Raw genomic sequence first — 23,831 nt, 5'->3', positions numbered from 1 at the left:
GGGGAACTTTCAGAGGGCCGCTACTCGTCGCGGTCTTCTTCTCTGGCGGCTGACCTCGTAGGTACCTGCCGGTCGGACGGAGCCCCAGTGATATAGACCCCACCTGTTATCTCGCTGCTGTACATGATTAATCCGCTCTCAAGCTCCACGCGGGGTTCCGGTCGGAAGAGCAGGTTGACGAGTGTGCGGACCAGGCTTGGTGCGACAGGTATGAGGGCGGCAATAAGCCCGATCCGTACTACGGATGCGGCGAGGTCGCCGAAGCTGCCTAGAGCGTAGAAGGCCTGAGGAGCAATCAGTAATGCAAGAAGAAGCATAAGGGCGATTCGGGTACGACCCCGAATATCGGCCTGAGCGGTAACCGCGCGTGGAAGTACTGTGACGACTTCCGTGGGGTTGTGGTCTCTAAGCAACGCTTTCGGTTCCTGCGAAGCCGCGCAGATGATCTTAAAAGTTACTTTCCGGCCTGGGGCCAGATGACCGAATCGATAGCCCGGCCTGGTGGTCTCCTCCGTGTCGGGGAGTGCGTCGACGGCCCACTCAGGCTGAGGCTTCGGGTCCAGATACCTGTCTAGAATAGAGGGGGCAGGAGACAGTTGAATGCGGATCTCCTGGTCTCTGACCAAGGTGTTTCCTGTGTTCTCGACCGTGCAACTTATGGCGTAGAGGGCTGGAACAAGCTGGCCCTTGTAGCTGACGGCCACCGAGGGTGTCAACTCCTTGCTGACCTCTGGTAGGGCGCGCTGGACTTCTAACGTGTAGGAGAGTTCCGATTTCGACTTTCCTCTCGATGAGACTTGAGCTGCTAGAAGGGTGCCGGCGACGCCGAGAAGACCTCCGGCCAGGCCAACTGTGAGTTGCTGCCAGAAACTATCGTTGATCCAGGACATGAGTCGCATTGTGCGGCACGAGGGACTCTCAGGGCAGTGATTCTGGGAGTATCACGTCTCCTACGGCAGTGCCTGGTCTTACCGAAGCTGCGAGCCGAGGCGCGTGATCGGCTGCAGTGGCTGGTGGCGGCCATATGGACTGTCAACCAAGCACTCAAGATCATCCCGTGGATATTCCGTGAGCGGCGATTCAGGGCTGCTCTCGGTGGCCTACGGCTGCACATGGGCGGAAGCCGTAGTGAGGGATAGCCCCCAGGTCGGGCGGCGGATGACAAGGTCAACTAGGTGCCCCCGGCAGGATTCGAACCTGCGGCACCCGCTTTAGGAGAGCGGTGCTCTATCCCCTGAGCTACGGAGGCTGCACACGTGCCTTGTAAGCCTAGCGAAAGGTTGGCCCGGTTCGCGCCTCTGGACGGGGTGTCGGGCCGAGGTTGCCGGGGTCATCGACGGGGTGGCATGCGGTAAAGGCCTGGCAAGTCGGCGCGCCTCCGCTTGTGCCGCCTGGTTATCTCACTGCCCGTGACCACAACGCGACGCAGGTATCTGCGCGGGCTACGTCCCATGGTGCTTGTCGCGGCGATGATCGCACCCGCGATCCTGGCCTCGGGCTTGCTGGCGGCCCAGTTCAGCGGCTACGAGGAGATGGCCCGGGGGAGTGCGGTGAAGCCGGCTCCGGGGGCGCGGGAGGCTCCGGAGGTCGAAGTTCCGGAACCGGCCCTGCCTGAGCCTCCCCTCGTCCAGCCGCCGGCGGTCGTGGGGCCGGTCGTCCCTTATGAGGTTGCGCCGGATGTGCCCACTGGCCGGGCGGCTACGACGAATCATCCCCAGCGGAAGGCCTCCGGCCATCGCGACGACGACCGCCCGGTTGGACATGACGTGCCCGCCCCGGAGCGCGCCTCGGAGCCGGGGACGGAGACGGAGAGCGGCCCCGGGCTGCACGCCGGCATCGCGGAGACGGTGACACTCGCCGGTCAGGTGGCCACGGGCGGTCCAGCCGCGGCCCCGAAACCAGCCGCGGCCGCGCAACCGGGTGCGGCTCCGCAACCAGCCGCGGCCGCGCAACCGGGTGCGGCTCCGCAACCAGCCGCACAACCGGGTACGGGAACGGGCCACTCGGGCGGTGCGGCCGTGGCGCCGCGCCGGGTGGCCGCGGTCGCGGAACCGGGCGCCGGGTCGGGGGTGCTGGAGCCTACTGCGGTGCCTGAGCCGTTCGGGCCCGCCCGGATGTACGGCGGGTTGATCAGGCTCTCCCAGCCGGAGGCACCCGCGCCGATGGCGGCACCACGGCGCGCGGCGGCGAAGCCGCCCGTGGCGCGGCCGGGGGCGCAGGAGCCGGCGCTCGTGTGTTCCTTCGACTTAAAGGACGCCGGGCTCTGGGATCTGTGCCGGGACCAGGGCACTCAGTCGTAGGGACGTGACAGGCCGAAATCGTGGCTGGGAAACACCCGAAAGGGACGTGATCGGGAGATAGCGCTTGGGCGAACTGGGTCCGGACGGTCTTGACTGTGTAGTAACGTGCGTCCCTGTCCCAGGTCACGAGTTCGCAAACGGAGGCCTCGATCGTGCCCACTCCCCGATCAGCGGGTCTGATCGCGGTTGTCACGGCGATGACTTCGCTGACCGGCGCCATGCCGTACGGGATGACTCCGGCCGCCGCTCAGGTCACCGGCCCCGCGGCCCGCGCGCCGCGCTCGGTGACCGGTACGGAGCGGGTGCCGGAGACACGGGCGACGACGGCCCCCAAACCGGGCAACGTGGGCAAGCCCGGCACGCTGACCCAGCTGCGCCGCCAGGCCCAGCAGGCGTACAAGAGCATCGAGGACGCGACGAAGGTCCTCCAGGCGCGGCAGAAGCAGTTCGACGCCTCACAGCGCGAGCTGGCGGGCAAGCTGACCCAGCTCGAGTCCGCCACCAGGCAGCTCAACCGGATCCGCAAGCCCCTGTCCGATCTCGTTTCGTCCGTGTACCAGGATCCGTCCCTGGCCGGAGTCAGCCCCTTCCTCGCCGGCGGCGACGGTACGACGGCTCTGCGGGCGATGAGCGACATGGACTACCTGGTCGACGGCCGCAACAGCGTCCTGGAGGACGCGACCAAGGCGCTGCGACAGCAGCAGCAGCTGGCGAACCAGGCGCAGGAGCTCCGCGCGGCGAACCTCCTGCAGGAGGCCCAGCTTGACGCGCAGATAACGGAACTGCGTCAGCGCTCCTCGACACTCGTCAAGTCGCTCACCCGGGCGCTGACGAAGCTCGGCGTCAAGGTCAACCAGGGCAACCGGGGTGCCGGAGCCTGTGACCCGACGCGGGTCAACGTGGCGGGGGAGTATCCGAACGGTCTGCTGCCCAAGAGCATTCTGTGCCCGCTGCCGCAGTCTGGCGAGGAACTGCGCGCGGACGCGGCGATCGCCTTCGCCGACCTCAACATCGCCTACCAGAAGCGGTTCGGCAAGCCGATCTGCGTCTCCGACAGCTACCGCAGCCTCGCCGACCAGCAGGCCGTGTATTACCAACGGCCGGGGTTCGCCGCCACTCCCGGCAAGAGCAATCACGGGCTCGGGCTGGCCGCCGACCTGTGCGGCGGGGTGCAGGCATTCCGCTCGATCCAGTTCAACTGGTTGGAGGCGAACGGCAAGAGGTTCGGCTGGATGCACCCCGACTGGGCCTATCACAGCCCCTTCGAGCCGTGGCACTGGGAGTACGACCCCAAGCTTGGTTCGCTGCTCTGACAGGCGCCCACGGCCGGTGGGACGGGGTCAGCGTGGGTGGATCGCCACGGAGAGCCGGCCCTGCGACTGCGCCTGGGCGAGCTGGGCGGCCTGGTCGGAGGTGGTCGCCAGCACGAGCAGCGCCCCCGCGTCCTCCGCTCCGGTCGACGGCCGCGTCGCCACTCGCGTCATCACCCGCACCTCCCGCGCGACCGGGTACGCCGGGCGCGGCTCGCTCTCGAAGGAGGCCAGCACGTCGATGACGTCGCCGGCGGAAAGGAGCCGGGCGGCGTCCGGGTCGGCGATGCGAACGGGCGTGGCGACGAGCCCGGGACCCTGCGCGGTGAGGCTCTCCCCGCCGAGCAGACGGACATCGGTGATCGGCTCGCCTCGCCGCATCGGACCGGCGGCCACCCGCCCCGCCACCGGGTAGCCGGGATGCAGCGCCCCGTCGGGAACGGAGTCGGGCGGGAGCCGTACGACCGTGACGTCACGGGCCGACAGCCGGCCTCCGGCCAGGTCGCGGGCGGCGGCGAGGACCGCGACCCCGGCCGGCGGGCGGACGGACAGCAGCGCGCACGCCACCCCGAGGCCGGCGAGGATCGCGGCGATCGGGCGGCGGTGCCGGGCGAGGATGCGGTTCGCGGCTCGCACGGCGGGCTACGGGAGGTCGAAGGGCAGCTTGAGGCCGTCGAGGGCGTTGCCGCAGGGGCAGGGGCGCTCGTCGGGCAGTGCTTCGACGATCACCTGAATGAGCGTGCGCATGCGCTCGACGTTGGCGCCGAAGAAGGCGAGGACCTCCTCGTGGGTCACGCCGTCTCCGGCCTCCACGCCGGCGTCGAGATCGGTGACCAGGGCGAGCGTGGTGTAGCAGAGGGCCAGCTCACGGGCGAGCACCGCTTCGGGATGACCGGTCATGCCGATGATCGACCAACCCGCTGCCTGATACCACTGCGATTCGGCCCGGGTCGAGAACCGGGGGCCCTCGACGACGACCAGGGTGCCGCTGTCGGCGGTCTCCCAGCCGTTCTCAAGGGCGGCGACCACGCTGACACTCCGCCCCGTGGGGCAGTAGGGATCGGCGAAGGAGACGTGGATGGCGCCGCCCGCGTCGTAGTAGGTCTGCGCCCGTCCGGTGGTGCGGTCGACCAGCTGGTCGGGGATGACGAGGGTGCCGGGACCGAGCTCGGGCCGCAGCGATCCGACGGCGCTGGGAGCGAGCACCTGCCGCACTCCGAGTGACCGCAGCGCCCACAGGTTCGCCCGGTAGGGGATGCGATGGGGCGGGTACGCGTGGTCGCGGCCGTGCCGTGGGACGAACGCCACGGAACGGTCCCCGACGCGGCCCACGGTGATCGTGTCGCTGGGCGGCCCGTAGGGCGTGGCGACTTCGATCTCCTCGGCGTCGTCGAGAAGGGAGTAGAAGCCCGAGCCCCCGATGACGCCGATCTCTGCGCGATTGACCATGCGCCTGACCTTAGCGGCTCGTCTCGGGCCCCCGTTGGCGGCCTGTGGATAACCCTCGGGGCGTGAACCCGAGTCAGGCCGCGGCGGTGGAGCCGGACGAGCCAGACGAGGACGACGTGGTCGTGGAGCTCGTGGAGGTGCTGGGGGAGGACGACGAGCTCGACGCCGCGGCCGGCTCCTTCTTCGCGGAGTCACCCGACGGCTTGGCCGACGACGAGCTGGTGGACGACGTCGACGAGCTCGAGGAACGGCTGTCGGTGCGGTAGAAACCGGAGCCCTTGAACACGATGCCGACCGCCGAGAAGACCTTGCGCAGCTTGCCCTGGCAGGCCGGGCACTCCGTGAGCGGGTCGTCAGAGAACTTCTGGACGGCCTCCAGCTGCTCACCGCAAGCGGTACAGGCGTACTGGTAGGTGGGCACTCGCTCCTCCTGAGACTGGCACTCGACCTGTTCGATTGCTAATGGTAGGCAATCTAGGAGCCCAAACGCCACTCCAGCCCGGTTTATTGCACGGGGCGCGCGAAGCGGACAGCGGTCCCGCCCCAGGTGGGGCCGGGAGATCAGCCGCCGCGCTCGCCGTACCAACCGGCCAGCTTGCCGCGCCGGCTCACCGCGCGCAGCCGGCGTTCCACCGTCTCCCGCTGCGCGGCCGTGGTGACCACGAGCAGCTGGTCGTCGGCCATGAGCTGCGTCGTCTGCGACGGCACGAACGACCGGCCCTCCCGTACGACGAGGGTGACCATGGTGTCGGCAGGCAGCCGAAGCTCGAAGATCTCGACGCCCTGCATCCGCGAGCCGGGCGGGATGCGCACCTGCAGCAGGTCGGCCTTGAGCTCCTCCAGGGGCGCCGCCTCCACGTCGAGGTCGCGGGCCTCGCCCTCGGCGGAGACCCCCAGCACCCGGGCCAGGTACGGCAGGGTGGGGCCCTGCAGGAGGGTGAACACGATGACGATGACGAAGACGTCGTTGAACAGTCCCTTGGCGCCCTCGACCCCGCCGCCCCAGGGGATGGTGGCCAGGACGATGGGCACGGCGCCGCGCAGCCCGGCCCACGACAGGAACACCTGATCGCGCCAGGAGAGCGCGCCGAGCCGCAGGATCCGGGACAGGAAGGCCGAGACCGCGACCGACGCCGGCCGGGCGAGCAACACCAGGGCCACGCCCGCGACCAGGCCCGGAATGATCGCGCCGGGCAGTTCGGCCGGGCTCGCGAGCATGCCGAGCATGACGAACAGGCCGATCTGGGCGAGCCAGGCGGCACCCTCCGCGAAGCCGCGGGTGGCCGCCCGGTGGGGAAGCCGGGCGTTGCCCAGGATCAACGTCGCGACGTACACCGCGAGGAAGCCGCTGCCATGCAGCAGGGCCGCCCCGCTGTACGCCACCAGCGCGAGCGCGAGGACGGCGATCGGGTAGAGACCGGAGGCGGGCAGGGCGACCCGGCGCAGCGCGTACGCGCCGGCCGGTCCCACGGCGGCTCCGACGACGGCCCCGACGATCAGTTCGAGCACGGTCTCCAGCAGGGTGCTCGGCACGGAGGGCGTGACCGTGGACACCTGGCTCAGCACCATCACGACGATGACGGTCGGGGCGTCGTTGAATCCCGACTCGGCCTCCAGGATTCCGGCGATCCGGGGCGGCAGGGGGAGACGCCGCAACACGGAGAAGACGGCCGCCGCGTCCGTCGACGCGAGCACCGCACCGAGCAGCAGCGCCGTACGCCAGTCGAAGCCCATCAGGCCGTGGACGGCCGCGCCCATGACCAGGATGCTGACGGCCACGCCCGCCGTGGCCAGGACCAGCGCGGACGGCACGGCGTCGCGGACGTGGCTCCAGTTGGTGGTCAGGCCGCCCTCGGCCAGGATGACGGCGAGCGCGACGAGACCGAGCTGCTGGGCCAGCTGGGCGTTCTCGAACTGGACGCCGCCCACCCCCGACTCGCCGAGCAGCAGACCGAGACCGAGGTAGATGAGCAGGCTGGGAAGGCCGGTGCGGTGCGCGATCCGAACGGACGCGATGGCCGCGATGACAACGGCGGCGGACAGGAGCAGCCAGACGTTCAGACCCACCCGCTCCTTTCGCCGCTAGTGTCGTAATCCTGTCACATTTGCACTAACCGGGTGATGCCGCTCGGCTGCACGGCGAGGCGTACCGGCTGGTCATGCGGCTCGGCGGGGACGCCCTCGATCAGTTCGCCCTCGTGCAGCAGCGCCACCGTGGGTACGTTCGGTCCGACCCGGGCCAGCGCGCGGTCGTAGTGTCCGCGGCCCCGGCCGAGCCGCACTCCGGTCGTCCGGTCGACGGCGAGGGCCGGCACCAGGACGAGCGCGGCCGTCCTGATCGCGTCCGGGCCCCGGCGGACGTCCACGGGCTCCAGATATCCCCCCGGCCCGGGGGCGAGCGAGTCCGGGCCGTCGTACACCGCCCAGTCGAGATCGGCGTCGGCCCGCTGCACCGGGAGGATCACGGTCGCGCCGTGCTTCCAGAGGGCGAGGATCAGTCCGTGCGTCGACGGCTCGGCGCCGAACGACCAGTAGCAGGCGACCAGGCCCGCCATCTGGACCCACGGCTGGTCGAGCAGCAGTTCGCGGACGGCCGCCGACGACTCCCTCAGCGTGGTCTCGTCGAGCTCGGCACGGCTCCGCAGGATCCGACGCCGGAGGTTCACTTTGTCCACAGCCTGCTCCGTTAGTGTTCAACCATGGCTGACTTCGATCCTGTAACCAAAGCCGTCGTCCCCGCGGCTGGTCTCGGCACTCGATTCCTGCCGGCGACGAAGGCCACCCCCAAGGAGATGTTGCCGATCGTCGACAAGCCGGCCATCCAGTACGTGGTCGAGGAGGCGGTCTCCGCCGGCCTGCTCGACGTGCTCATGGTGACCGGACGCAACAAGCGGTCCATCGAGGATCACTTCGACGTAGCGTACGAGCTTGAGGACGCGCTCCGCGCCAAGGGCGACGAGGAACGGCTGTCGCAGGTGAAGGAGCCGGTCGATCTCGCGACCATGCACTACGTCCGGCAGGGCGAGCCGAAGGGGCTCGGCCACGCCGTGCTGTGCGCCAAGCAGCACGTCGGCCACGAGCCGTTCGCCTGTCTCCTCGGTGACGACATCATCGACGCACGCGACCCGCTGCTCAAGCGCATGATCGAAGTACGGGCCACCTACGGCGGCAGCGTGATCGCGTTGATGGAGGTGCCGCGCGAGCACGTCTCCCTGTACGGCGCGGCGGCGATCCAGCCGACCGAGGAGGACGACGTCGTCCGGGTGACCGACCTGGTGGAGAAGCCGCCCGCCGACGAGGCGCCCTCCAACTGGGCGATCATCGGCCGTTATGTGATCGACCCCGCCGTCTTCTCCGTGCTGGAGGAGACGCCGCCGGGACGCGGCGGCGAGATCCAGCTCACCGACGCCCTGCGGACTCTGGCCGGGATGAGCACCGAGGAGGGGGGCCCGGTGCACGGCGTCCTCTTCCGCGGCCGCCGCTACGACACCGGCAACAAGCTCGAATATCTCCAGACCGTGGTGCAGTTCGCCGCCAACCGGGAGGATCTCGCCCCCGACTTCCTGCCCTGGTTGCGCGACTTCCTCGACCAGGCCGGGTCGTAAGGACATGAAGCCCGTCGACCGCCACCTCGCCGACATCCTCGCGACGGTACGGCCGCTCGACCCGCTCGAGGTCGAGATCGAGGCCGCCCTCGGCACCGTGCTCGCCGAGGACGTCGCCTCGCCCGTCGCGCTCCCGCCGTTCGACAACTCGGCCATGGACGGATACGCCGTACGGGCCGAGGACGTCGCCGCGGCGCCCGTCACGCTGGCGGTCGTCGGCGACGTGGCCGCCGGTGACGGCGGAGTACACGCCGTCGGTCCGGGGCTGGTCACCCGCATCATGACCGGGGCGCCGGTCCCCGCGGGCGCGGACGCGGTCGTCCCGGTCGAGTGGACGGACGGCGGGACCGCCCGCGTGCGCGTCGGCCGCCCGGCCGGCCCCGGCAACGCGATCAGGCGGGCGGGCGAGGACGTGCGGGCCGGGGAGATCGTGCTCCGCGAGGGCACCATGATCGGCCCGGCCCAGCTCGGCATCCTCGCCGGAGTCGGGCGCCGCCGGGTCACGGTACGGCCGAAGCCCCGGGTGGTGGTGCTGTCGACCGGCGCCGAGCTGGCCGAGCCGGGCAGCCCGCTCGGCCGCGGTCAGATCTGGGAGTCCAACAGCTTCATGCTGGCCGCCGCCGTACGGGAGGCCGGGGGAGAGGGGTTCCGCGCCGGGGCGGTGACCGACGACCCCAAGGAGTTCATGGAACGGCTCGACGCCCAGCTCATCCGGGCGGACGCCGTGATCACCAGTGGCGGCGTGTCCATGGGCGCGTACGAGCCAGTGAAGGAGGCCCTCATGCCGCTGGGCACGGTCGCGTTCGAGAAGGTCGCCATGCAGCCGGGCATGCCGCAGGGCTTCGGCGTGGTCGGGCCGGACCAGGTGCCGATCTTCGCGTTGCCTGGCAACCCGGTGTCATCGTTCGTGTCGTTCGTTCTGTTCGTCCGGCCGGCTCTGCGGAAGATGCAGGGCCTGCCGGACGGGCCGTCCGCGACCGTCCGTGCGACGATCACCGCGCCGGTGCGGTCGCCGGCGGGCCGGCGCTCGTACCTTCGGGCGGTGCTGACCGGCGACGCCGTCACGCCCGTGCGCGGGCAGGGCTCCCACCAGCTCGCGGCGCTGGCCGGGGCCAACGCGCTCGCCGTGGTGCCCGAGGACGCGACGGAACTGCCCGTGGGGACGGAAGTGGAGGTGATCCCGCTGTGAAGCTGACGCACATCGACGAGTCGGGCGCGGCCCGGATGGTCGACGTATCGGAGAAGGAGATCAGCGCCCGTACGGCGGTCGCGACCGGCCGCGTGCTGCTGTCGCCGGAGGCGGTGGCCGTGCTGCGCTCCGGCGAGGTGCCGAAGGGCGACGCTCTGGGGGTGGCGCGGATCGCCGGGATCATGGGCGCCAAGCGCACCCCCGACCTGGTGCCGCTGTGCCACCCGATCGCCCTGCACGGGGTGAAGGTCGAGTTGTCCGTGGCGGACGACGGTGTGGACATCAGCGCCAGGGTCCGTACGGCCGACCGCACCGGGGTGGAGATGGAGGCGCTCACGGCCGTGACCGTGGCCGCGCTCGCCCTGGTCGACATGATCAAGGCGGTCGACCCGGCGGCGGTGATCACCGGGGTCCGGGTGGAGGAGAAGACCGGCGGGAAGACCGGGCGCTGGGCCCGCCCCGGCGGCGAGTGACCCGTAATCGGTTGGTTCCGGCCGGACGGTTCCGGTCGTGGCGGTGAGGGAGAGGACGCGACGTTGCGGGCACTGGTGGTAACCGTCTCAAACCGGGCGTCGGCCGGTGTCTACGCGGACCGCTCCGGGCCGCTGCTGGCCGGCCTGCTCCAGGAGGCGGGCTGCGATCAGGTGGACGGGCCGCGGGTGGTCCCGGACGGAGAGCCCGTCGAGGAGGCCCTGCGCGCGGGGGTGGCCGAGGGCTACGACGTGATCGTCACGACGGGGGGCACCGGAGTGACGCCGCTCGACCTCACCCCCGAGATGACCCGAAGGGTGATCGACCGCGAGATCCCGGGCATCGCCGAGGCCGTACGGCAGGTCAACCGTGACAAGGTGCCGACCTCGATCCTGTCCCGCGGCCTCGCCGGTCAGGCCGGGCGTACGCTGATCGTCAACCTGCCGGGCTCGACCGGCGGCGTGCGCGACGGCATGGGGGTGCTCGCCCCGATCCTGGCCCACGTGGTGGACCAGATGGGCGGCGGCGACCACGTCGCCTGACCCCCGGCCGCCGAAATCCCGGTCGCGTCGTCACCCACGTGGCGCGTTGCCCCTCTTCCGGTGGATGATTGTCGAATGGATCGACTACGCGGCTGGCCGGCGACCCTGGTGGAGGGACCCGTGTCGCTCCGGCCGCTGCGCCTGCGAGACGTCAGGGACTGGCGTGACTGCCGCCTGCGCAACGCCGAGTGGTTGCGCCCCTGGGAGCCGAGCAACCCGGAGACCCCGCTCTTCAGGACCGGGCTGGGGCCGTACGTCTCGATGGTGGGCACGCTCCGCCGCGAGGCCCGGCAGGGGCTGGCCATGCCCTGGGTCGTCACGTACGAGGGCCGGTTCGCGGGCCAGTTGACGGTCGGCGCCATCGTGTGGGGCTCGGCCAGGTCCGCCCAGGTGGGTTACTGGATCGACGGCGCCCTCGCGGGCCGCGGGATCATCCCCACCGCTCTGGCGATGGCCGTCGACCACTGCTTCTTCACCACCGGTTTACACCGTCTGGAGGCCAACATCCGGCCGGAGAACCAGGCCAGCCGCAGGGTCGTGGAGAAACTCGGCTTCCGCGAGGAGGGCGTGCGCAGGCGTCAGCTTCACATCGACGGCGCCTGGCGCGACCACATCTGCTACGCGCTGACGGTCGAGGACGCCCCGCGCGGTCTGCTCGTCCAATGGCGCAGGACGCTGGCCGAGCAGGCGGCCCGGAGAAACGAGCCGAGTCCGGGCTGAGCCGAGGTCGCACATGGGATCGAATTACATGAACAGCTTTGACGATCTCGCGACACACCGGACCGAATGCTCGTCAATCAGTGACACACAGTCCTACGGTGCGTGACGTGAACACCTCTCCGCCGACACCCGTCACCGGATGTGTTCGCCATGCCCACCTGACCGCCCATCCGCATGCCCGCAGGTGGCGCCATGGGTAGCGCCTTCCTCTATCTGGCCATCGTCGTCATGTGGCTCAGCGTCCTGCTGCCCATGTGGCTGCGCCGCGACAAGGACATCGAGGACGAGCTTCTCTCCGATCCCGCGTTCCCGGCGGAGGACGCGGAGGAGGCCGCCGACGAGGTGGCCGAGGCGGACACGGTCGTCGAGGCGCCCGCGAAGGACCGCTCCAATGGCGGGGCGGAGCCCGAGGCGCCGCGTACGGACGCCACCGCCGCGGACTCTCACGACTCTCACGGCGTGGCTGGGGACGCCGCGGTCGGCGACGCCGAGGCCGGCCAGCGGACGGGGCCCCAGAAGGTCGCGCCGTGGAAGGTGGCCGCCCGTCGCCGTGCCCGGATCCTGGCTCGCAGGCGCCGCAGGCTCGTGTGGAGCATCCTGCTGGTGCTGGCCTCCGTCGTCACGGCGGCCGTACGGGTCGTGCCCTGGTGGGGCGTGGCCCCCTCCGGCGTGCTGCTCACCGGCTACTTCCTGATCCTCCGTGTCGCCGTACGAGCCGACCGGGAGCAGCGGGAGAAGGCGGCCCGGGCGCGGGCCGAGCACCTGCGCCGGCAGCGGGAGCGCCGCCGGGCCCTCGCCGCGATGGCGCGGGAGGCGGAGATCATCCAGTTCGAGGCGCGCAGGCGGGTCCAGGTGTTCGACCAGTACGCCGACGACCGGCGCGCGGTCGGAGACTGAGCGGTTGGCGCGAGGAGCCCCAAGAGTTTGCTAATCTAGTCGAGTCGTTGGGGCTATAGCGCAGTCCGGTAGCGCACTTCGTTCGCATCGAAGGGGTCTGGGGTTCAAATCCCCATAGCTCCACCACGATTTTGCAGGTGAGAAGGGGTCTCGGAGGTTCCTCCGGGGCCCCTTTTCTGATCTTGGGGTCCTGGGGAGCCAAACGGGGAGCCACCTCAGGCGGACTTACCCGGTCCCTGGATCCGCCTACGGCTGCGGGCGCTCATCTGGGAGTCCCGTCCGACCGTGAACTTCTTCCTCTGTTTCTTCTTGCTGTCGCCGAAGATCGTGTCGATGGTTCCGGCACCCTCGGTGATCACCGGCTTGAGCTGGTGCCGGTAGACCTGCTCGGTGACCCTGGTGCCCGCGTGCCCGACGAGATCGGCGATGGTTTCGAGAGGTACGCCGTTGTCGCTCATGATCGATACGAACGAGTGGCGCAACTCACGAGGAGTCCACTCCTTCCCGAGTCCGGCCTTCTTGGTGATCGCCCGGAAGGATCGCCGAACGTTGTGGGCGTCCAGGGGAGTGCCGACCGTGGTGCAGAAGGTCAGGCCGTGATCCTGCCATGCCTCACCCGCTTTGAGCCGCTGAGCGGCCTGCCGTGCGTGGTGCTGACGTAGCTCGTCGATGGCTTGCTGGGGGAGTTCCAGCGTGCGCCGGGACTTCCGCGTCTTCGTGTCGCCACCGACGCGGTCCGCACGCCACACGTAGATGGCGAACCTCTCGTGATCGAACCCGGCCTCGGTGACCGGCCGCCATGCGCCGGCCTTCTCGACCCAGGCGACGACGTGATCCCAGCGGAGGGCGCGAGCCTCCTCGGTGCGGATGCCCGTCATGAGACTGAGCAGCACGTAGGCGTGCAGAGAGGATGACTCGGCGGCACTCAGCAGGGACTTGGCCTGGGCGAGGGTGAGGGCTTTGCTAGGCCGTCCAGTCTTGCCCTTGGGCGTGGTGACCAGCTCGGCGACGTTCCTCAGCACCATGTCGCGTGCTTGAGCCTGCCGGATGGCTCGCTTGAGGATCGAGTGAACCGTTTGCAGGCTGCGTGTGGACAGCTTGTCCGTCAGGCCGTCGAGCCACGCGTCCACATCGTCGGCGCGCAGTTCCTTGATCTTGGCCTTGCCGATCAGAGGAATGACGTGCTTGGTGGCGAGGATGCGCAGGGTCGTGATCGTGCTCTCGTCTCGCCCCTTGAGGCCCTTCGATAACCAGTCTTCGACAGCGTCGCGAACTGTGTAGTTGTCCGTGCTCTTGATCCCCGTCTCCAGGTCCTTCACCGCCTGGACGAGCTTGTCCTTGACCTCTGCTTTCGTCTTGCCCTTGCGCTTGAGCCGACGGCGTCGGCCGTCGGGACCGAACCCGAGGGAGATGGCTCCCGTGAAGCCGTCCCCCTCGGGGTAAATGGTCCCTTCATGCTTGCCGATCAGGATCTTTGCCAACTGATCCCTCCTCGTGACGGTTGAGATACTCCTCGATCGCCTTCCTGATCACCCAGGACACGTCGCGCTCCTGCGATTCGGCGTAGCGGGCGAGGCGTTCCTTGAATGCCGCATCGACCCGTACGGGGGGCAGGGTGGTTCGATCGCTCGTCATGGAGCGAATCCTTTCCTTTCGTGATCTCGACACTGAAGACCGAGAGCGCGTGCGCGTCGATGGAGTCTTCAAGAGGCGTGAGCCGAAGTCCCGTCTTCCTGGGGCTTCCTCGCTCTGTAGAACAACGTAGCACGCTGTTCTACGCTTTAGCTTGGTTCTCTTCGAGTGAGGCGACGAAGTCCGCAAGATGCCGATCGGTGATACGGCGAAGCTTTCCGATCTTGATGCTGTTGAGCTGGCCCGTACGGAGCAAGAAGTAGACCTTGTCACGTCCGACATTGAGGATCTCCGCGACCTGCTCGACGGTGTACGCCTGCACGGTAGACATCACCTCCTTCCCCCGGGGCTGCCTCAGGGAGTGGTCGGTCTGTTCGGTGAGCACCTGCTCCCTTGGTTACAGTCCGTGCTCGTCTCAACGTCTCGTCTCAGAGAGGGATGCGCGCTATACGTGCAGGCGCGCGTGAGACTGAGACGTTGAGACGATTACGCACGGTTGACGGTCACGCTGGGTCGTCGCCGCGTGCTCGCCAGCGTCCCCGGCTGACCTGATGGATCCGGCCGTCTGCTTCGAGTTGCCCGAGTCGCCGGTAGACGGTGGGCCGGCTCATGCCGGTCGCGGCGATTAGGTCGCTCAGGGTGGCTCCCTCATCGGGTGCGGCCGTCAGCACATCCCACAGCGCCTCATCCGCCTTCTGCGGGGCGTCCTTGCGGACGTGCCTGCCTGTGGGCTCCACCGAAGCTGGCACGACCGTATGCGTACGGGTGGTGGCGTCGTTCAGGGCCGACAAGGACACGGGGTCGAGCGCCGGGCGACGCTCGGCGTGCCGTGTGGTCGTGTCCTGCACAATCTGATCGGTGAGCAGGTAGGCGCGGGCGCGGCGTGGAATGTCGTGCTCTGGGGCGCTCAGTAGGAATTTGCCGGGTGCGTCCAACCGGTCGGCGTGCCATCCGGCCTTGTGCATGCCCTGTCCGAGGATGAGATCGGTGTCTCGCCGTTCCCGGACTCGGAAGCCGATCCGTACGTCCATCTGGGAGCGGACCGCGCCGTGTCCCATGGCCTTCTGGGAAGGGCGCTGGGTGGCGACCAGGAGCGTGGTGGCCGGTGCGCGTCCGCGCCGCGCGATGGAGTCGGCCGCGCCGATGGCGGCGGGGGCGTCGTCGACGAGTTCGGCGTACTCGTCAACGAGGATGACCAGCGCGGGCGCATCCGGGGTGGGCTCCCACACGCGAAGGCCGCGCATGGCCAGCATTTCGGCGCGGCCGTCGAGGATCGTCACCGCGTCGCGCAGCAGGGCGGCGGCTTCCTTCGGCGTGGTGGCCAGCCGATCGAGGCAGGACGCCCAAGGCAGAAGTTCCATGCCGCGCTTGAGATCGATGCCCCACACGATGACATCCGGGCAGGCCGACAGGTTGCCCATGATGACGTTCATGCCGCCGCTCTTGCCCGCGCCGGCGACTCCGCCCACGAGGGCGTGACGGCGCAGTAGCGATACCCGTACGGGAGAGCCGTCTTCGAAGACGCCCAGCTCGACCGGTTCGGCGATCGAGGTGATGGACGGGCCAGGCCAGGTGATCGCATCCGCGTGCGGGTCGGTTTCGATCACGCGGAGTTCGAGCCGGTTCGCCTTCTCGGGAATGGGCTGGATGCGGGCGGCGCCGCGACGTGTCCCGAGCGCGGATTCCAACGCGGGCAGCTTGGTCATCGCGTCTTCGACGGTCTGTCCGCGCGCCAGGGCCACGCGGGCGCGGTAGCCCCACAGGTCCACCACGGCGGATTGGATGCGGGACCCGGCAAGACCGACCGCGTGCGCGATCTCCGGCCACGCGGCAAGCGTGCGCTCGACTCGGACGCGGGCACGGCGGCGGCGATGAGCCCACCACGGCACCGCGCAGATCGCGCCACCGATGATCATCAGCGCGGGAAGCGGCGGTGTGCCGGGGCCAAGCGCCGTGCCCGCCGCGACCCACCCCCCAACCAACAGCACGAGGGCGGCGGCGTAGGCGCGTTCGGGTGCCCAGGTGAGCCCGACCATGTGCCCGAACAGGGCGACCAGCCACGCGGCGACGGCTGCGGCGGCGAGAATGCCCGCCCACCATGTGGGATGGGCGATGTGCAGCACCACGGCCGCGATCTCGGCGCACGAGGCCAGGGCGACAGGGGCGAGTTCGGAGCGGTAGCGCCACAGCCACGTGCCGATGACCACGATCGCGATCGGGCCGAACTGCACCCCATCGGTCATCACCATGACCGGCTCGACTCCCGATCGGCGCATACGGCGGGCGTCGCGGCGCATCCGGTGACGGGAGATGTGGCGGCGGCCCATCATCGGGCCTCACCCCCGTAGGGGTGGCGGTAGCGGTCCCGAGTCCGACGCGGGAGGCCGGCGTCGGGTGCGGCCAGCTCGTCACGCAGGTAGGACAGAGGGTCGGCTTCGCCGTCGTTGTGGGCGGCGAGGGTAGCGTGGGCGGCGGCGATCAGGTTCGCTCGCTCCATCCGGATGCGGGCGAGCTGGGCACGCAGCCGCGCGGACTCGGCGCAGAGCGCCGGAATGTGGTCCAGCGCGGCAAGGATCTCAGCGAGGGCGGGCGTGTCGTAAGCGAGAAGGTGCCGGGCGCGGCGGTAGTGGGTGTGTGCCTCCTGAAGGTCGATCAAGGGGGTGTGGGGTGTGGTCTGCGTGATGACCACCTCCTTTCGCCCGGGGGTGGGTAGTGCCCACCCCCGGGAGTGAGTGAATGACGGTTCCGGATGCCGCGATCATGAACGAGGGGTGTGGTTCGCTCCTGCGTCACGATCGTCTTCCTCTCCGCGGACCGCTCTGGGTCGCTGTGTGACGTGCTCGAATGTGCTGCATCGGTGGTTGCTGCCGAGGTCAGGACGCGTTGGAGATGGCGGCGACGATCAGGGAGACCATGCGGCCTACCTCCGGGGCCGCCGCCGTCTGATTGAGGTAGAAGCCGAACAACACGCACAGGGCGGCCTGCCACAGCCGGAGTCCCATGTAACGCAGGGCCAGGATGACGGCCACGCCCAGGACGACAACCAGGGACACGGAGATCACCAACGCCTCTCACCTCCTTTGACGGGTGCCTCACCGCGCCGGGGCGCGGGAACCAGGGACCGAAGATCGTAGGTAGTCGGTGTGGCCTGCGGGCGGTTCGTGCGGCGGCTGTCGACGGCGTGCGCGCCGAACAACCGCCGAGTCAGCCGCACGTGCAGGCTGCGTGGCCTGCTGTGCAAAAGGCCTGGAGAGCGGTCCTCACGTTTCATGACGACGGTTGCGGCGGTCAGTGCGACCAGGGCAACGAGGCTGAGGGTGATTCCGGCGATGATGACGATCACGAACACGGCTCGTCTCCTTCGATGTGATGGGGAGCCTTGCGGCGCAGCCAGCGGAACCGGGCGGCGCATTTGCCGCAGATGGACATGTCCTCATCGGTCAGCGCGCCGCAGCCGCAGGTACGGCCGCGCGTGCCGGGGATGTGAAGTCGGCGCATTGTGATGATCACCTCCCGTCCTTGTGGCGGGCGGACGGGTCGGGAGTGATCGCGCCGTCGTAGGACATCAGGGCGTCCCACCGCTCGCGTGCGCCGTCGCTGACGGCCACGGCACGGTAGGAGACACGCCCGAAGGCCCTACTCGTGCGGTAGTGGCCGGCGTCGCATTCGGTCGTGGTGCCGAGGACGGTGGCGATGCGGTCGATCTCCGCGCGCCGCACCTCGTCGCCGCCGTTCATAGGGAAGACCGTGACGTCGAGATGCGCAGGGACGGGCACGTACGGCGTTGCCGTCAGGAAGTCCGCGAACGTCCGCACGTCGGCGATGAACGCGGACCGGTGATCGGGGGTGATGTGTGTCATCAGGACATCCCTCCTTCGGTCGAACCGGGAACCTTACGAATGGGAAGGTAGGTTCGGCCGATGGGGGCGACCCATCACACATTGAAATCACATCATGAGATGATCACGCTTCTACCTGCGATTTCATCGCAGAAAAAAGCCCCGACAGGGTCCGTGGGAACGAGCGCTCTTACGGGCGCTACCGAACCCTGCCGGGGGTCATTAGGCCCCGAGGGGATGCGGGGCAAGGGGCGTCAGCACACCTGGCCGGCGAGCAGCCGACGCCACCACAGGCGCGCTTCCGCCACGCGCCACCCTCCGGCGTAGCTGTGTTTGGGCCGGTCGACCCCTATCACTCGGTGAAACATGTAGATGCCGCCGCACGAGATCAACTCGTAATGGACGGGCTGGCAGAGGCAGGTGTGTTCGCGGACGCGGTAGGGACCGCGCGGGCGCGTACACCAGGTCAATTCCTCATGTTTCGGCAAGGGGGCAGCCGGATGCACGCTGATCCCCGGACAGTCCTCATCGACAAGCGCGGCCTTGCCGCCGCGTTGAAAGTCCGCCTGAATACGGGCACGGATCTCGTCAGCGGAGATAACCAAGGGGCGGCTACGCCGCATGTCAGCGTCGCGAACCGAAGAGCGAGGCATCAGTGCTCCCTACTGGCCGTGCTGTGCGGAGAGGGGAGAGATGCCAGGCGTTCGGCCACCACGGGCGAGAGCGGATGCGTGCGCCGCGCCTCGGCGTAGCGGTCAGCGACTCGACGCGCGGCCGTCTCGACGGCATCCGCACGGCATCCGGTGTAGACGTAGCGGCCAGTGCCCGGGGAGATTCGGCCGGTCCACCAGCGGTAACGCCAGCCATCCGGCCCGAATTCGCACCAGACGACCACGTCGACCCACACCGACACCAGCGCAACGCCGTCGCCCGCGTGCACGTCGGCGGCGACACCGCGCCCTTCGAGGGCGGCACGTAGCCGCTCAGCCGCGACCGTCGCGGGCGAGGGCCGACGCGCGACCTGCGGCCCCTTCATGGCGCAACATCCGTAGTCGCTTGCGGATTGGCCTGCCGATCACGTGTGACGCCATCATCGGCAGGCCGGCTCTGGTAGACCCACACACGCACCCGGTTGGCGACGGCGCGTCGCAGCAGCACGCGAGGATCGACGTCGTGAAGCTGTTGCAGGCAGCCGAAGGCGCGGGCGTGCTCGTCAAGCACCTGGCAATACCGGGCGTGATAACCGTCCGCTTCGTGCCGAACCTCGTACCCGAGGATCGATGGTGGGCCGATGGTGTCATCGACGATTCCCGGCATGCCTCGCTGACCTCCACACACTCGCAATGAGGTGAGTCCGCGCGGCGGCCGTTCCCCTGGCCCCGCTTGTGACTTTTGCTGCCACTAGCTCGCGAGTGAGATTGGCAGTCAGGAAGCCTGTGGAAAATCTCACCGTGATATCGCACGATGTGATGGACTGATCAGGTCACCACCCTTTTACCGGCGCGCAACCAGGGGAACGGAACGCGCTCCATGGCGATGGACCAGCGGCACGTGCAGAAGATCATTGACCAGGTCTTCGCAGGTCAAGAGATGGACGAGGCATGCCGACGGCGCGATATCGGCGCGATCATTCGGGTCCTCGGCAGACATGGCATCACCCAAGGCCAAATCGCCACCCTGACCGGAATCGCCCAGGGGCGATTGAGCGAGTACAAGACGGGCAAGCGTGTTCCGACCGCAACGTCTACATTCGAGGCGTTCGCTGACGGTTTGGGCATGACTGAGAAGGCCCGGCGCGCGCTGGGCCTGGCTCCAATGGGTGATGCGGACACCGCCCAGAGAGCTGACCTCGGCGTCCCGACCGACACGTTCGACCTGCAACTACTCGCCGAAGCAATCGGGAAAAGGGGCGAGGACGTGAAACGTCGCGAGATGCTGAGTATGACGGCGAAGATCGGTGCCACGACCGTCGCAGTGCAGAGCGAAGTATGGGAACAGCTTGCCTACGCTCTCGTCAGGCCATCTTCGCTAAGCGAGGCGGTCGTCCGGGAGATGGAAGCCCGGTCGGCGGGATTCCACAAGCTCGAAGAGATGATGCCAGCTCAGGCCATCTTCAAAGGTCTTGCGGCGCACATCAAGGAGATAAGCACCCTTCTCAATGGCGCGGCGAGCGACCCCAAGGACGAACTCCGCAGACGCCTCATCGTCGCAGCCGGCGAAAGCTGCGTACTCGCCGGCTGGATAGCCAGCGACATGGGAAGCTCGGCAACCGCACGGAACTTCTACGACACGGCGGAACGAGCGGCCAAGGAAGCCAACGACCTGAGCATCGTCGCGTGCGCCTACGGGTACCGGAGCTACATCCCAAGCGGGAAAGGCAACCACGGCCGCGCTCGTGCGCTCCTGGGGAGCGCCCTTGAACTCCTTCCCCCTTCTGAGTCGCCGGGTACGACCGCATGGCTTGCGGCCCGCCACGCGGAAGAGAGCGGAGCCCTGGGCGACAAGGCGCGCGCTCTCCAGTCGTGGGAACAGGCATCCGAAGCGTTCAGCATTGCCGACCCGGAGGAAGACCGGGTTTGGACCAGGTTCCTCGATAGCGACCGGTTCGACTCCTTCCGCATCTCTACCTACTCAAAGATCGGAAAGCTTGAAGAAGCCGAAGAAGTAGCGAGATCAGTCATCGCCCGGCTTCCCGAGCTGGACAAGAAGCGCGCCGCAATCATCCTAGGAGACATCGCAACTGCGCATCTCATCCACGGCTCTATCAACGAAGCCGCGCGATTGGCGCGAGAAGGACTGTCGGCAGCACGAGACACAGGGTCCGCCATTTGGACCCCTCGCTTCGAAGTGCTAGCCCAAGGCCTGCGACGATGGCAACACAGGCCAGCAGTACGCGCCTTTCTTGAGGATCTCGCTACTGCGAAACGTCAGGTCGGCTAGTTTCCTGGCTAATCCACCGCAGGTAGTCACTGCTGCCCTCAACAATCGGTGTCGCAATAATCTCAGGCGTGACGTAGTGATGGTTCGCCTTTATATGGGCCTCAAGCGCTGCGTAGTGTTCGACAGTCGTCTTTATCAGAATCTGCCACTCCTGAGAATCTTGTAAATCCCCCTGCCACCAATATAGGGAGCGTATGGGGCCGATGATTTGAACCCCCGCCCCTAGCCGACTTTCCACGATGCCTTGCGCAAGTCTCACAGCTTGCTCTTGACTCTCCACGGTTGTCATGGCTTGCACAAACAGACTCATGTGTGATGCTCCTTCTGTAAGCAAGAATCAACTCTGCATCCTATTATAGTAGACTCCACTTCTTTCGAAACCTGTCCATGGCGACTCGAGAGCTTTCAGGCGATACGCTAAGTTCTCGCCTAATTGCAGCGAGCTCCTCGAATGAGGTCAAGGTGTTCCCATTTCGCGCCTGTGCTACTGCCGCGTCGTAATGACTATCGGAGAAAATTTCTATGATAGTTAAATTGTAGAGCGCGAAGACTGCGAGTCTGTCGATGATATCGGTTATCTCTCGTAGTTCCTTATTGGACTCTCCCTCCTTTTGTGGGGGTTCGATAGCATGCATGTCGTTGAGATTAGCGAGGTCTTCTAGGATATTTTTGGATTCTGTCAATGATGGTAAGATCTCGCCTTGCATGCGATGCATCGAAATTCGCATCAGATCGAAGACATATGCGAAGGAACTTCTATATAGGGTCCGGGACAGGTGGTCTCGAGCGCCCTTCATCGCTTCTACCATCTCATCCCTTACCAGGGTGATAACCAAGGTCTCCAGTCGCGGTGCACGCTTATGGAGAACCCTAAGCTCTTCGTTCATCTCTACAAGTCGGCTAGTTGTTCTAAGCAGCTCACGAGGAAGTCCGCCGGAGAGGGAGTGCACTAGGTGGACAAATGGGTCCTGGCATCCGGGTACGCGCTGCTGTAATAGAATCCGCGACTCCTTTAGGTCCAGAGGTTCTACCATGAAGATATCGTCGAAAGCATTTTCAAAAACCGACTTACCAGTAAGGGCTCTTTGTCCAAAGATGGAGCCCACATCTTCCGCTACTGATACAAGGAAGAAGCAATTATCAACGTCGAACACTGCCTTGATTTCACTTATGAAACGTTCGGCCTTTTCCGTTGAACCGATGCGATCGATCTCGTCTATAGCGACGATCACTCGACCGCCAGCGCTTTTCTGCTCTCGGCCTACGTCCTCCATGAAGTGCCGCAAAGCCCCGACGAGTTCGGGCAGGCTCCATGGGAGGTGTTTGAGGGAAGTTCCTCTGTTCAGCGTTCCGCTACCGCCGAATAGGCCTGAGACTCCCGCATTGAAACCCCATGAGACAGTTCTATCAACTTGCAGCCTAAACAAGTGCTCCCGCGCCTGCACGACCAGGCGGGGTTCGGGATGCCACCGCAACGAGCGCCATTTGTGCCGTCGTGGCCGTACCCATAACGCTATTAGAAGCACCAAGGCTCGAGTTGGCAGTGGGTAGTCACGCCAGTACTTCTGCGCCACCTCGAAAAGTGACCGGTACCATTCACTCGAAGTGGCTAGCGTGCTTGTAACTACTGATCCCCAATCTTGCACAAGCGACCAGATCACGAAGACCACAAGGGCCGGGGCAAGGATGGACCTTATTGTTGCTGAAGTAGTGTCTCGGATGATCCTAAAAGCCCGTTTTTTAGTGGCTAGGTTAGGGATAAGTGAAGGTCCAGGCGAGTAATCTTGCTGCTCCAAATAAGCTAGGCAAAAGCGCTGGAATAGTTCCGCGAGAAACTCTCTCGGCAAGTACTCTGCTGGCGCACTCATTTGTACTGCTAAGTCGTCCTTTGACGACTCGCACATAAGCCGCAGTAGGGTGGACTTGCCGGCTCCTCTCGGTCCAGCGATGGCGATGCTACCGCTGTCTACCCTTGAGAGGGTGCGCTTGATTCTTTGTAGTGATTTTGTCGATACAGTGAGAGTGGGATCTCGAAGTTTTCTGAGCCCTTCGGAATCCTCCTCAACGAGATATTTTTGATAATCCAAGCCTATGAGGCTATGGATAATGTGCTCGATATGCCGGATTATTATGCTTTCTGCAACCTCATCGAGCCATCTGTCTCGCGCCTTATGCTCGTTGCCCGATAGTTTGAGCTGATCTAGCCAGACTGATGGTATCGTGATAGCCCGAAGAAATTCTTCCATGGTGGCTGGCGTCTGTAGAAGAAAACCAGCAGAAACTGCTAGTAGGGCCACGAAGGCTATGCGATAGGGGCGCCAATCCACATCGTAGATGAGGTAGGGGGCCAGGATTACGAGCCCGCCAGCGAGCAGGACAAACAGCGAGAAGAAGTAATCGCCCAACTGATGACTCTGCCGGGCTGAATAAGCGCGCTTGCCTGCCATGAAGAGGATTCCTCCGCCTGCGGCCAAGCTTAGGAAAGCGGCCAAGCCGGCGGGGCGGAAGATCTCAGTAATCAGCAGAACCGGTGTTGCTATTAGCGCCATCAGCGCTGGCAATGTCCTTCGGTTTACAACACCATCCTGCATCAACTTATCTGCTGTCGCATCCACTTCAGCATGAGCATTGCGTATCGCGGCGTAATTAGCATAAGTGCTGGTGGCGGTAGCACGCGAGAGTGCTCTGCTGCGCATCAAACGACGAACTACTTCGTCATGCTGAACGAAGCCAAGCTCGAAGTACCTGACCACGCGCCGATCCTCCAAGCACTGTCGAGCGCGTGCCTCGAATACTCGTTGATCGTTCTCTGGGGTCTCGGTAGTGCTCACTACAGCTAGCCACTCTCCGCGATAGGTGACACTTCTGGCGGCGCTGTCTATTAGTCGCGGTCCGAGGTGCCATCGTTACAAACCTAACGCAGCAGTGAGATTTAAG

General features: G+C 66.6%; 29 protein-coding genes, 2 tRNA genes and 1 pseudogene. 11 read left to right on the top strand and 21 right to left on the bottom strand.

The genetic code is table 11. The features are described from left to right. Nucleotides 1–20: 20 nt before the first annotated feature. Together JOL79_RS16555 and JOL79_RS16550 are read right to left on the bottom strand one after the other, a co-directional pair. Complete coding sequence (locus tag JOL79_RS16555; RefSeq protein WP_210156715.1) at nt 21–890, bottom strand: hypothetical protein; 870 nt, start codon at nt 888–890, stop codon at nt 21–23. A gap of 286 nt (nt 891–1,176) precedes the next feature. After that, nucleotides 1,177–1,249, bottom strand: a tRNA-Arg gene (locus JOL79_RS16550). Nucleotides 1,250–1,409: 160 nt separating this feature from the next. On the opposite strand from JOL79_RS16550, the gene JOL79_RS16545 reads away from it, so the two are divergent. Further along, nucleotides 1,410–2,300: a hypothetical protein gene (locus JOL79_RS16545; RefSeq protein WP_210156714.1), complete on the top strand. Its 891-nt coding sequence runs from the start codon at nt 1,410–1,412 to the stop codon at nt 2,298–2,300. 197 nt (nt 2,301–2,497) lie between these two features. Continuing rightward, entirely contained in the window at nt 2,498–3,613 is a 1,116-nt protein-coding gene (locus tag JOL79_RS16540) for a D-alanyl-D-alanine carboxypeptidase family protein (RefSeq protein WP_230984908.1), read from the top strand. 27 nt (nt 3,614–3,640) lie between these two features. On the opposite strand, the gene JOL79_RS16535 is transcribed toward JOL79_RS16540, so the two are convergent. Both JOL79_RS16535 and JOL79_RS16530 read right to left on the bottom strand, forming a co-directional pair. Then, on the bottom strand, nt 3,641–4,246 hold the full coding sequence (locus tag JOL79_RS16535) for an SAF domain-containing protein (RefSeq protein WP_210156713.1): 606 nt from the start codon (nt 4,244–4,246) through the stop codon (nt 3,641–3,643). Between the two features lie 6 nt (nt 4,247–4,252). After that, nucleotides 4,253–5,059, bottom strand: coding sequence for an S-methyl-5'-thioadenosine phosphorylase (locus tag JOL79_RS16530; protein WP_210156712.1), 807 nt, complete (start codon nt 5,057–5,059; stop codon nt 4,253–4,255). A gap of 62 nt (nt 5,060–5,121) precedes the next feature. Between JOL79_RS16530 and JOL79_RS35775 the strand changes: the two genes are divergently transcribed. After that, nucleotides 5,122–5,325 (top strand): hypothetical protein, encoded by a 204-nt coding sequence (locus JOL79_RS35775; RefSeq protein WP_372446788.1) that lies wholly within the window; start codon nt 5,122–5,124, stop codon nt 5,323–5,325. A gap of 14 nt (nt 5,326–5,339) precedes the next feature. Here JOL79_RS35775 and JOL79_RS35770 read toward each other — a convergent pair. The 3 genes and pseudogenes from JOL79_RS35770 to JOL79_RS16515 form a co-directional block, all read right to left on the bottom strand. Beyond that, nucleotides 5,340–5,480, bottom strand: a pseudogene (locus JOL79_RS35770) (FmdB family zinc ribbon protein); the annotation flags it as partial. 140 nt (nt 5,481–5,620) lie between these two features. Continuing rightward, nucleotides 5,621–7,126 carry a potassium/proton antiporter gene (locus JOL79_RS16520; RefSeq protein ID WP_210156710.1) on the bottom strand — a complete coding sequence of 502 codons (1,506 nt, stop codon included), beginning with the start codon at nt 7,124–7,126 and terminating at the stop codon, nt 5,621–5,623. Between the two features lie 32 nt (nt 7,127–7,158). Beyond that, the gene (locus JOL79_RS16515) at nt 7,159–7,734 is read right to left on the bottom strand and encodes a 5-formyltetrahydrofolate cyclo-ligase (RefSeq protein ID WP_210156709.1); all 576 of its coding nucleotides are present in this window, start codon (nt 7,732–7,734) and stop codon (nt 7,159–7,161) included. 24 nt (nt 7,735–7,758) lie between these two features. Between JOL79_RS16515 and galU the strand changes: the two genes are divergently transcribed. The 7 genes from galU (at nt 7,759) to JOL79_RS16480 (ending at nt 12,609) form a co-directional block, all read left to right on the top strand. Next, nucleotides 7,759–8,664, top strand: coding sequence for a UTP--glucose-1-phosphate uridylyltransferase GalU (gene galU, locus JOL79_RS16510; RefSeq protein ID WP_210156708.1), 906 nt, complete (start codon nt 7,759–7,761; stop codon nt 8,662–8,664). A gap of 4 nt (nt 8,665–8,668) precedes the next feature. Then, complete coding sequence (glp, locus tag JOL79_RS16505) at nt 8,669–9,853, top strand: molybdotransferase-like divisome protein Glp (RefSeq protein ID WP_210156707.1); 1,185 nt, start codon at nt 8,669–8,671, stop codon at nt 9,851–9,853. Beyond that, complete coding sequence (gene moaC, locus JOL79_RS16500; RefSeq protein ID WP_210156706.1) at nt 9,850–10,326, top strand: cyclic pyranopterin monophosphate synthase MoaC; 477 nt, start codon at nt 9,850–9,852, stop codon at nt 10,324–10,326. The genes glp and moaC overlap by 4 nt, the downstream gene beginning before the upstream one ends. 75 nt (nt 10,327–10,401) lie before the next feature. After that, a complete protein-coding gene (locus JOL79_RS16495; RefSeq protein WP_307848556.1) occupies nt 10,402–10,866 on the top strand; it encodes a MogA/MoaB family molybdenum cofactor biosynthesis protein in 465 nt (154 codons plus the stop codon). 75 nt (nt 10,867–10,941) lie between these two features. Beyond that, nucleotides 10,942–11,586: a GNAT family N-acetyltransferase gene (locus JOL79_RS16490; protein WP_210156704.1), complete on the top strand. Its 645-nt coding sequence runs from the start codon at nt 10,942–10,944 to the stop codon at nt 11,584–11,586. A 192-nt stretch (nt 11,587–11,778) separates the two neighbouring features. Further along, on the top strand, nt 11,779–12,483 hold the full coding sequence (gene sepX, locus JOL79_RS16485) for a divisome protein SepX/GlpR (protein ID WP_210156703.1): 705 nt from the start codon (nt 11,779–11,781) through the stop codon (nt 12,481–12,483). 49 nt (nt 12,484–12,532) lie between these two features. Beyond that, nucleotides 12,533–12,609, top strand: a tRNA-Ala gene (locus JOL79_RS16480). An 89-nt stretch (nt 12,610–12,698) separates the two neighbouring features. Here the strand turns inward: JOL79_RS16480 and JOL79_RS34030 are convergent. From JOL79_RS34030 to JOL79_RS16420, 12 genes are all read right to left on the bottom strand, one after another. Beyond that, on the bottom strand, nt 12,699–13,964 hold the full coding sequence (locus JOL79_RS34030) for a site-specific integrase (RefSeq protein WP_230984907.1): 1,266 nt from the start codon (nt 13,962–13,964) through the stop codon (nt 12,699–12,701). Further along, complete coding sequence (locus JOL79_RS16470) at nt 13,936–14,118, bottom strand: CopG family ribbon-helix-helix protein (RefSeq protein WP_210156702.1); 183 nt, start codon at nt 14,116–14,118, stop codon at nt 13,936–13,938. The genes JOL79_RS34030 and JOL79_RS16470 overlap by 29 nt, the downstream gene beginning before the upstream one ends. A 139-nt stretch (nt 14,119–14,257) precedes the next feature. Continuing rightward, nucleotides 14,258–14,446 carry a helix-turn-helix domain-containing protein gene (locus tag JOL79_RS16465; protein ID WP_210156701.1) on the bottom strand — a complete coding sequence of 63 codons (189 nt, stop codon included), beginning with the start codon at nt 14,444–14,446 and terminating at the stop codon, nt 14,258–14,260. Nucleotides 14,447–14,618: 172 nt separating this feature from the next. Then, nucleotides 14,619–16,412 (bottom strand): helix-turn-helix domain-containing protein, encoded by a 1,794-nt coding sequence (locus tag JOL79_RS16460; RefSeq protein WP_230984906.1) that lies wholly within the window; start codon nt 16,410–16,412, stop codon nt 14,619–14,621. A 29-nt stretch (nt 16,413–16,441) separates the two neighbouring features. Beyond that, nucleotides 16,442–16,804: a hypothetical protein gene (locus JOL79_RS16455; RefSeq protein ID WP_210156700.1), complete on the bottom strand. Its 363-nt coding sequence runs from the start codon at nt 16,802–16,804 to the stop codon at nt 16,442–16,444. Between the two features lie 184 nt (nt 16,805–16,988). After that, entirely contained in the window at nt 16,989–17,168 is a 180-nt protein-coding gene (locus JOL79_RS16450) for a hypothetical protein (protein ID WP_210156699.1), read from the bottom strand. A 5-nt stretch (nt 17,169–17,173) separates the two neighbouring features. Then, entirely contained in the window at nt 17,174–17,464 is a 291-nt protein-coding gene (locus JOL79_RS16445) for a hypothetical protein (RefSeq protein ID WP_210156698.1), read from the bottom strand. After that, a complete protein-coding gene (locus tag JOL79_RS16440; protein ID WP_210156697.1) occupies nt 17,455–17,625 on the bottom strand; it encodes a hypothetical protein in 171 nt (56 codons plus the stop codon). The genes JOL79_RS16445 and JOL79_RS16440 overlap by 10 nt, the downstream gene beginning before the upstream one ends. Then, nucleotides 17,622–17,975, bottom strand: coding sequence for a hypothetical protein (locus tag JOL79_RS16435; RefSeq protein WP_210156696.1), 354 nt, complete (start codon nt 17,973–17,975; stop codon nt 17,622–17,624). The genes JOL79_RS16440 and JOL79_RS16435 overlap by 4 nt, the downstream gene beginning before the upstream one ends. A 233-nt stretch (nt 17,976–18,208) precedes the next feature. Beyond that, entirely contained in the window at nt 18,209–18,607 is a 399-nt protein-coding gene (locus JOL79_RS16430) for a hypothetical protein (protein ID WP_210156695.1), read from the bottom strand. Next, on the bottom strand, nt 18,607–18,990 hold the full coding sequence (locus tag JOL79_RS16425; protein WP_210156694.1) for a hypothetical protein: 384 nt from the start codon (nt 18,988–18,990) through the stop codon (nt 18,607–18,609). The genes JOL79_RS16430 and JOL79_RS16425 overlap by 1 nt, the downstream gene beginning before the upstream one ends. Continuing rightward, nucleotides 18,987–19,271, bottom strand: a complete 285-nt coding sequence (locus tag JOL79_RS16420; RefSeq protein WP_210156693.1) for a hypothetical protein — start codon at nt 19,269–19,271, stop codon at nt 18,987–18,989. The genes JOL79_RS16425 and JOL79_RS16420 overlap by 4 nt, the downstream gene beginning before the upstream one ends. Before the next feature lie 213 nt (nt 19,272–19,484). Between JOL79_RS16420 and JOL79_RS16415 the strand changes: the two genes are divergently transcribed. Then, a complete protein-coding gene (locus tag JOL79_RS16415; RefSeq protein WP_210156692.1) occupies nt 19,485–20,894 on the top strand; it encodes a helix-turn-helix domain-containing protein in 1,410 nt (469 codons plus the stop codon). Here the strand turns inward: JOL79_RS16415 and cutA are convergent. Continuing rightward, nucleotides 20,869–21,204, bottom strand: coding sequence for a divalent-cation tolerance protein CutA (cutA, locus tag JOL79_RS16410; protein ID WP_230984905.1), 336 nt, complete (start codon nt 21,202–21,204; stop codon nt 20,869–20,871). The genes JOL79_RS16415 and cutA overlap by 26 nt on opposite strands. A gap of 43 nt (nt 21,205–21,247) precedes the next feature. Beyond that, nucleotides 21,248–23,647, bottom strand: coding sequence for a P-loop NTPase fold protein (locus tag JOL79_RS16405; protein ID WP_210156691.1), 2,400 nt, complete (start codon nt 23,645–23,647; stop codon nt 21,248–21,250). Nucleotides 23,648–23,831: the final 184 nt, after the last annotated feature.

The sequence above is a fragment of the Microbispora oryzae genome (assembly GCF_017896165.1).
GTDB lineage: Bacteria > Actinomycetota > Actinomycetes > Streptosporangiales > Streptosporangiaceae > Microbispora > Microbispora oryzae.
The sequence above is the reverse complement of the archived record's forward strand: the minus strand, read 5'-3'. Positions and strand labels throughout refer to the sequence as shown.

Excerpts from the sequence above, each read along its gene's own strand:
- JOL79_RS16555 (WP_210156715.1), bottom strand. The coding sequence starts at position 890 with ATGTCCTGGATCAACGATAGTTTCTGGCAGCAACTCACAGTTGGCCTG.
- JOL79_RS16540 (WP_230984908.1), top strand. The coding sequence starts at position 2,498 with ATGACTTCGCTGACCGGCGCCATGCCGTACGGGATGACTCCGGCCGCC.
- JOL79_RS16530 (WP_210156712.1), bottom strand. The coding sequence starts at position 5,059 with ATGGTCAATCGCGCAGAGATCGGCGTCATCGGGGGCTCGGGCTTCTAC.
- galU (WP_210156708.1), top strand. The coding sequence starts at position 7,759 with ATGGCTGACTTCGATCCTGTAACCAAAGCCGTCGTCCCCGCGGCTGGT.
- glp (WP_210156707.1), top strand. The coding sequence starts at position 8,669 with ATGAAGCCCGTCGACCGCCACCTCGCCGACATCCTCGCGACGGTACGG.
- JOL79_RS16490 (WP_210156704.1), top strand. The coding sequence starts at position 10,942 with ATGGATCGACTACGCGGCTGGCCGGCGACCCTGGTGGAGGGACCCGTG.
- sepX (WP_210156703.1), top strand. The coding sequence starts at position 11,779 with ATGGGTAGCGCCTTCCTCTATCTGGCCATCGTCGTCATGTGGCTCAGC.
- JOL79_RS16470 (WP_210156702.1), bottom strand. The coding sequence starts at position 14,118 with ATGACGAGCGATCGAACCACCCTGCCCCCCGTACGGGTCGATGCGGCA.
- JOL79_RS16465 (WP_210156701.1), bottom strand. The coding sequence starts at position 14,446 with ATGTCTACCGTGCAGGCGTACACCGTCGAGCAGGTCGCGGAGATCCTC.
- JOL79_RS16460 (WP_230984906.1), bottom strand. The coding sequence starts at position 16,412 with ATGCGCCGCGACGCCCGCCGTATGCGCCGATCGGGAGTCGAGCCGGTC.
- JOL79_RS16435 (WP_210156696.1), bottom strand. The coding sequence starts at position 17,975 with ATGACACACATCACCCCCGATCACCGGTCCGCGTTCATCGCCGACGTG.
- JOL79_RS16430 (WP_210156695.1), bottom strand. The coding sequence starts at position 18,607 with ATGCCTCGCTCTTCGGTTCGCGACGCTGACATGCGGCGTAGCCGCCCC.
- JOL79_RS16425 (WP_210156694.1), bottom strand. The coding sequence starts at position 18,990 with ATGAAGGGGCCGCAGGTCGCGCGTCGGCCCTCGCCCGCGACGGTCGCG.
- JOL79_RS16420 (WP_210156693.1), bottom strand. The coding sequence starts at position 19,271 with ATGCCGGGAATCGTCGATGACACCATCGGCCCACCATCGATCCTCGGG.
- JOL79_RS16415 (WP_210156692.1), top strand. The coding sequence starts at position 19,485 with ATGGCGATGGACCAGCGGCACGTGCAGAAGATCATTGACCAGGTCTTC.
- cutA (WP_230984905.1), bottom strand. The coding sequence starts at position 21,204 with ATGAGTCTGTTTGTGCAAGCCATGACAACCGTGGAGAGTCAAGAGCAA.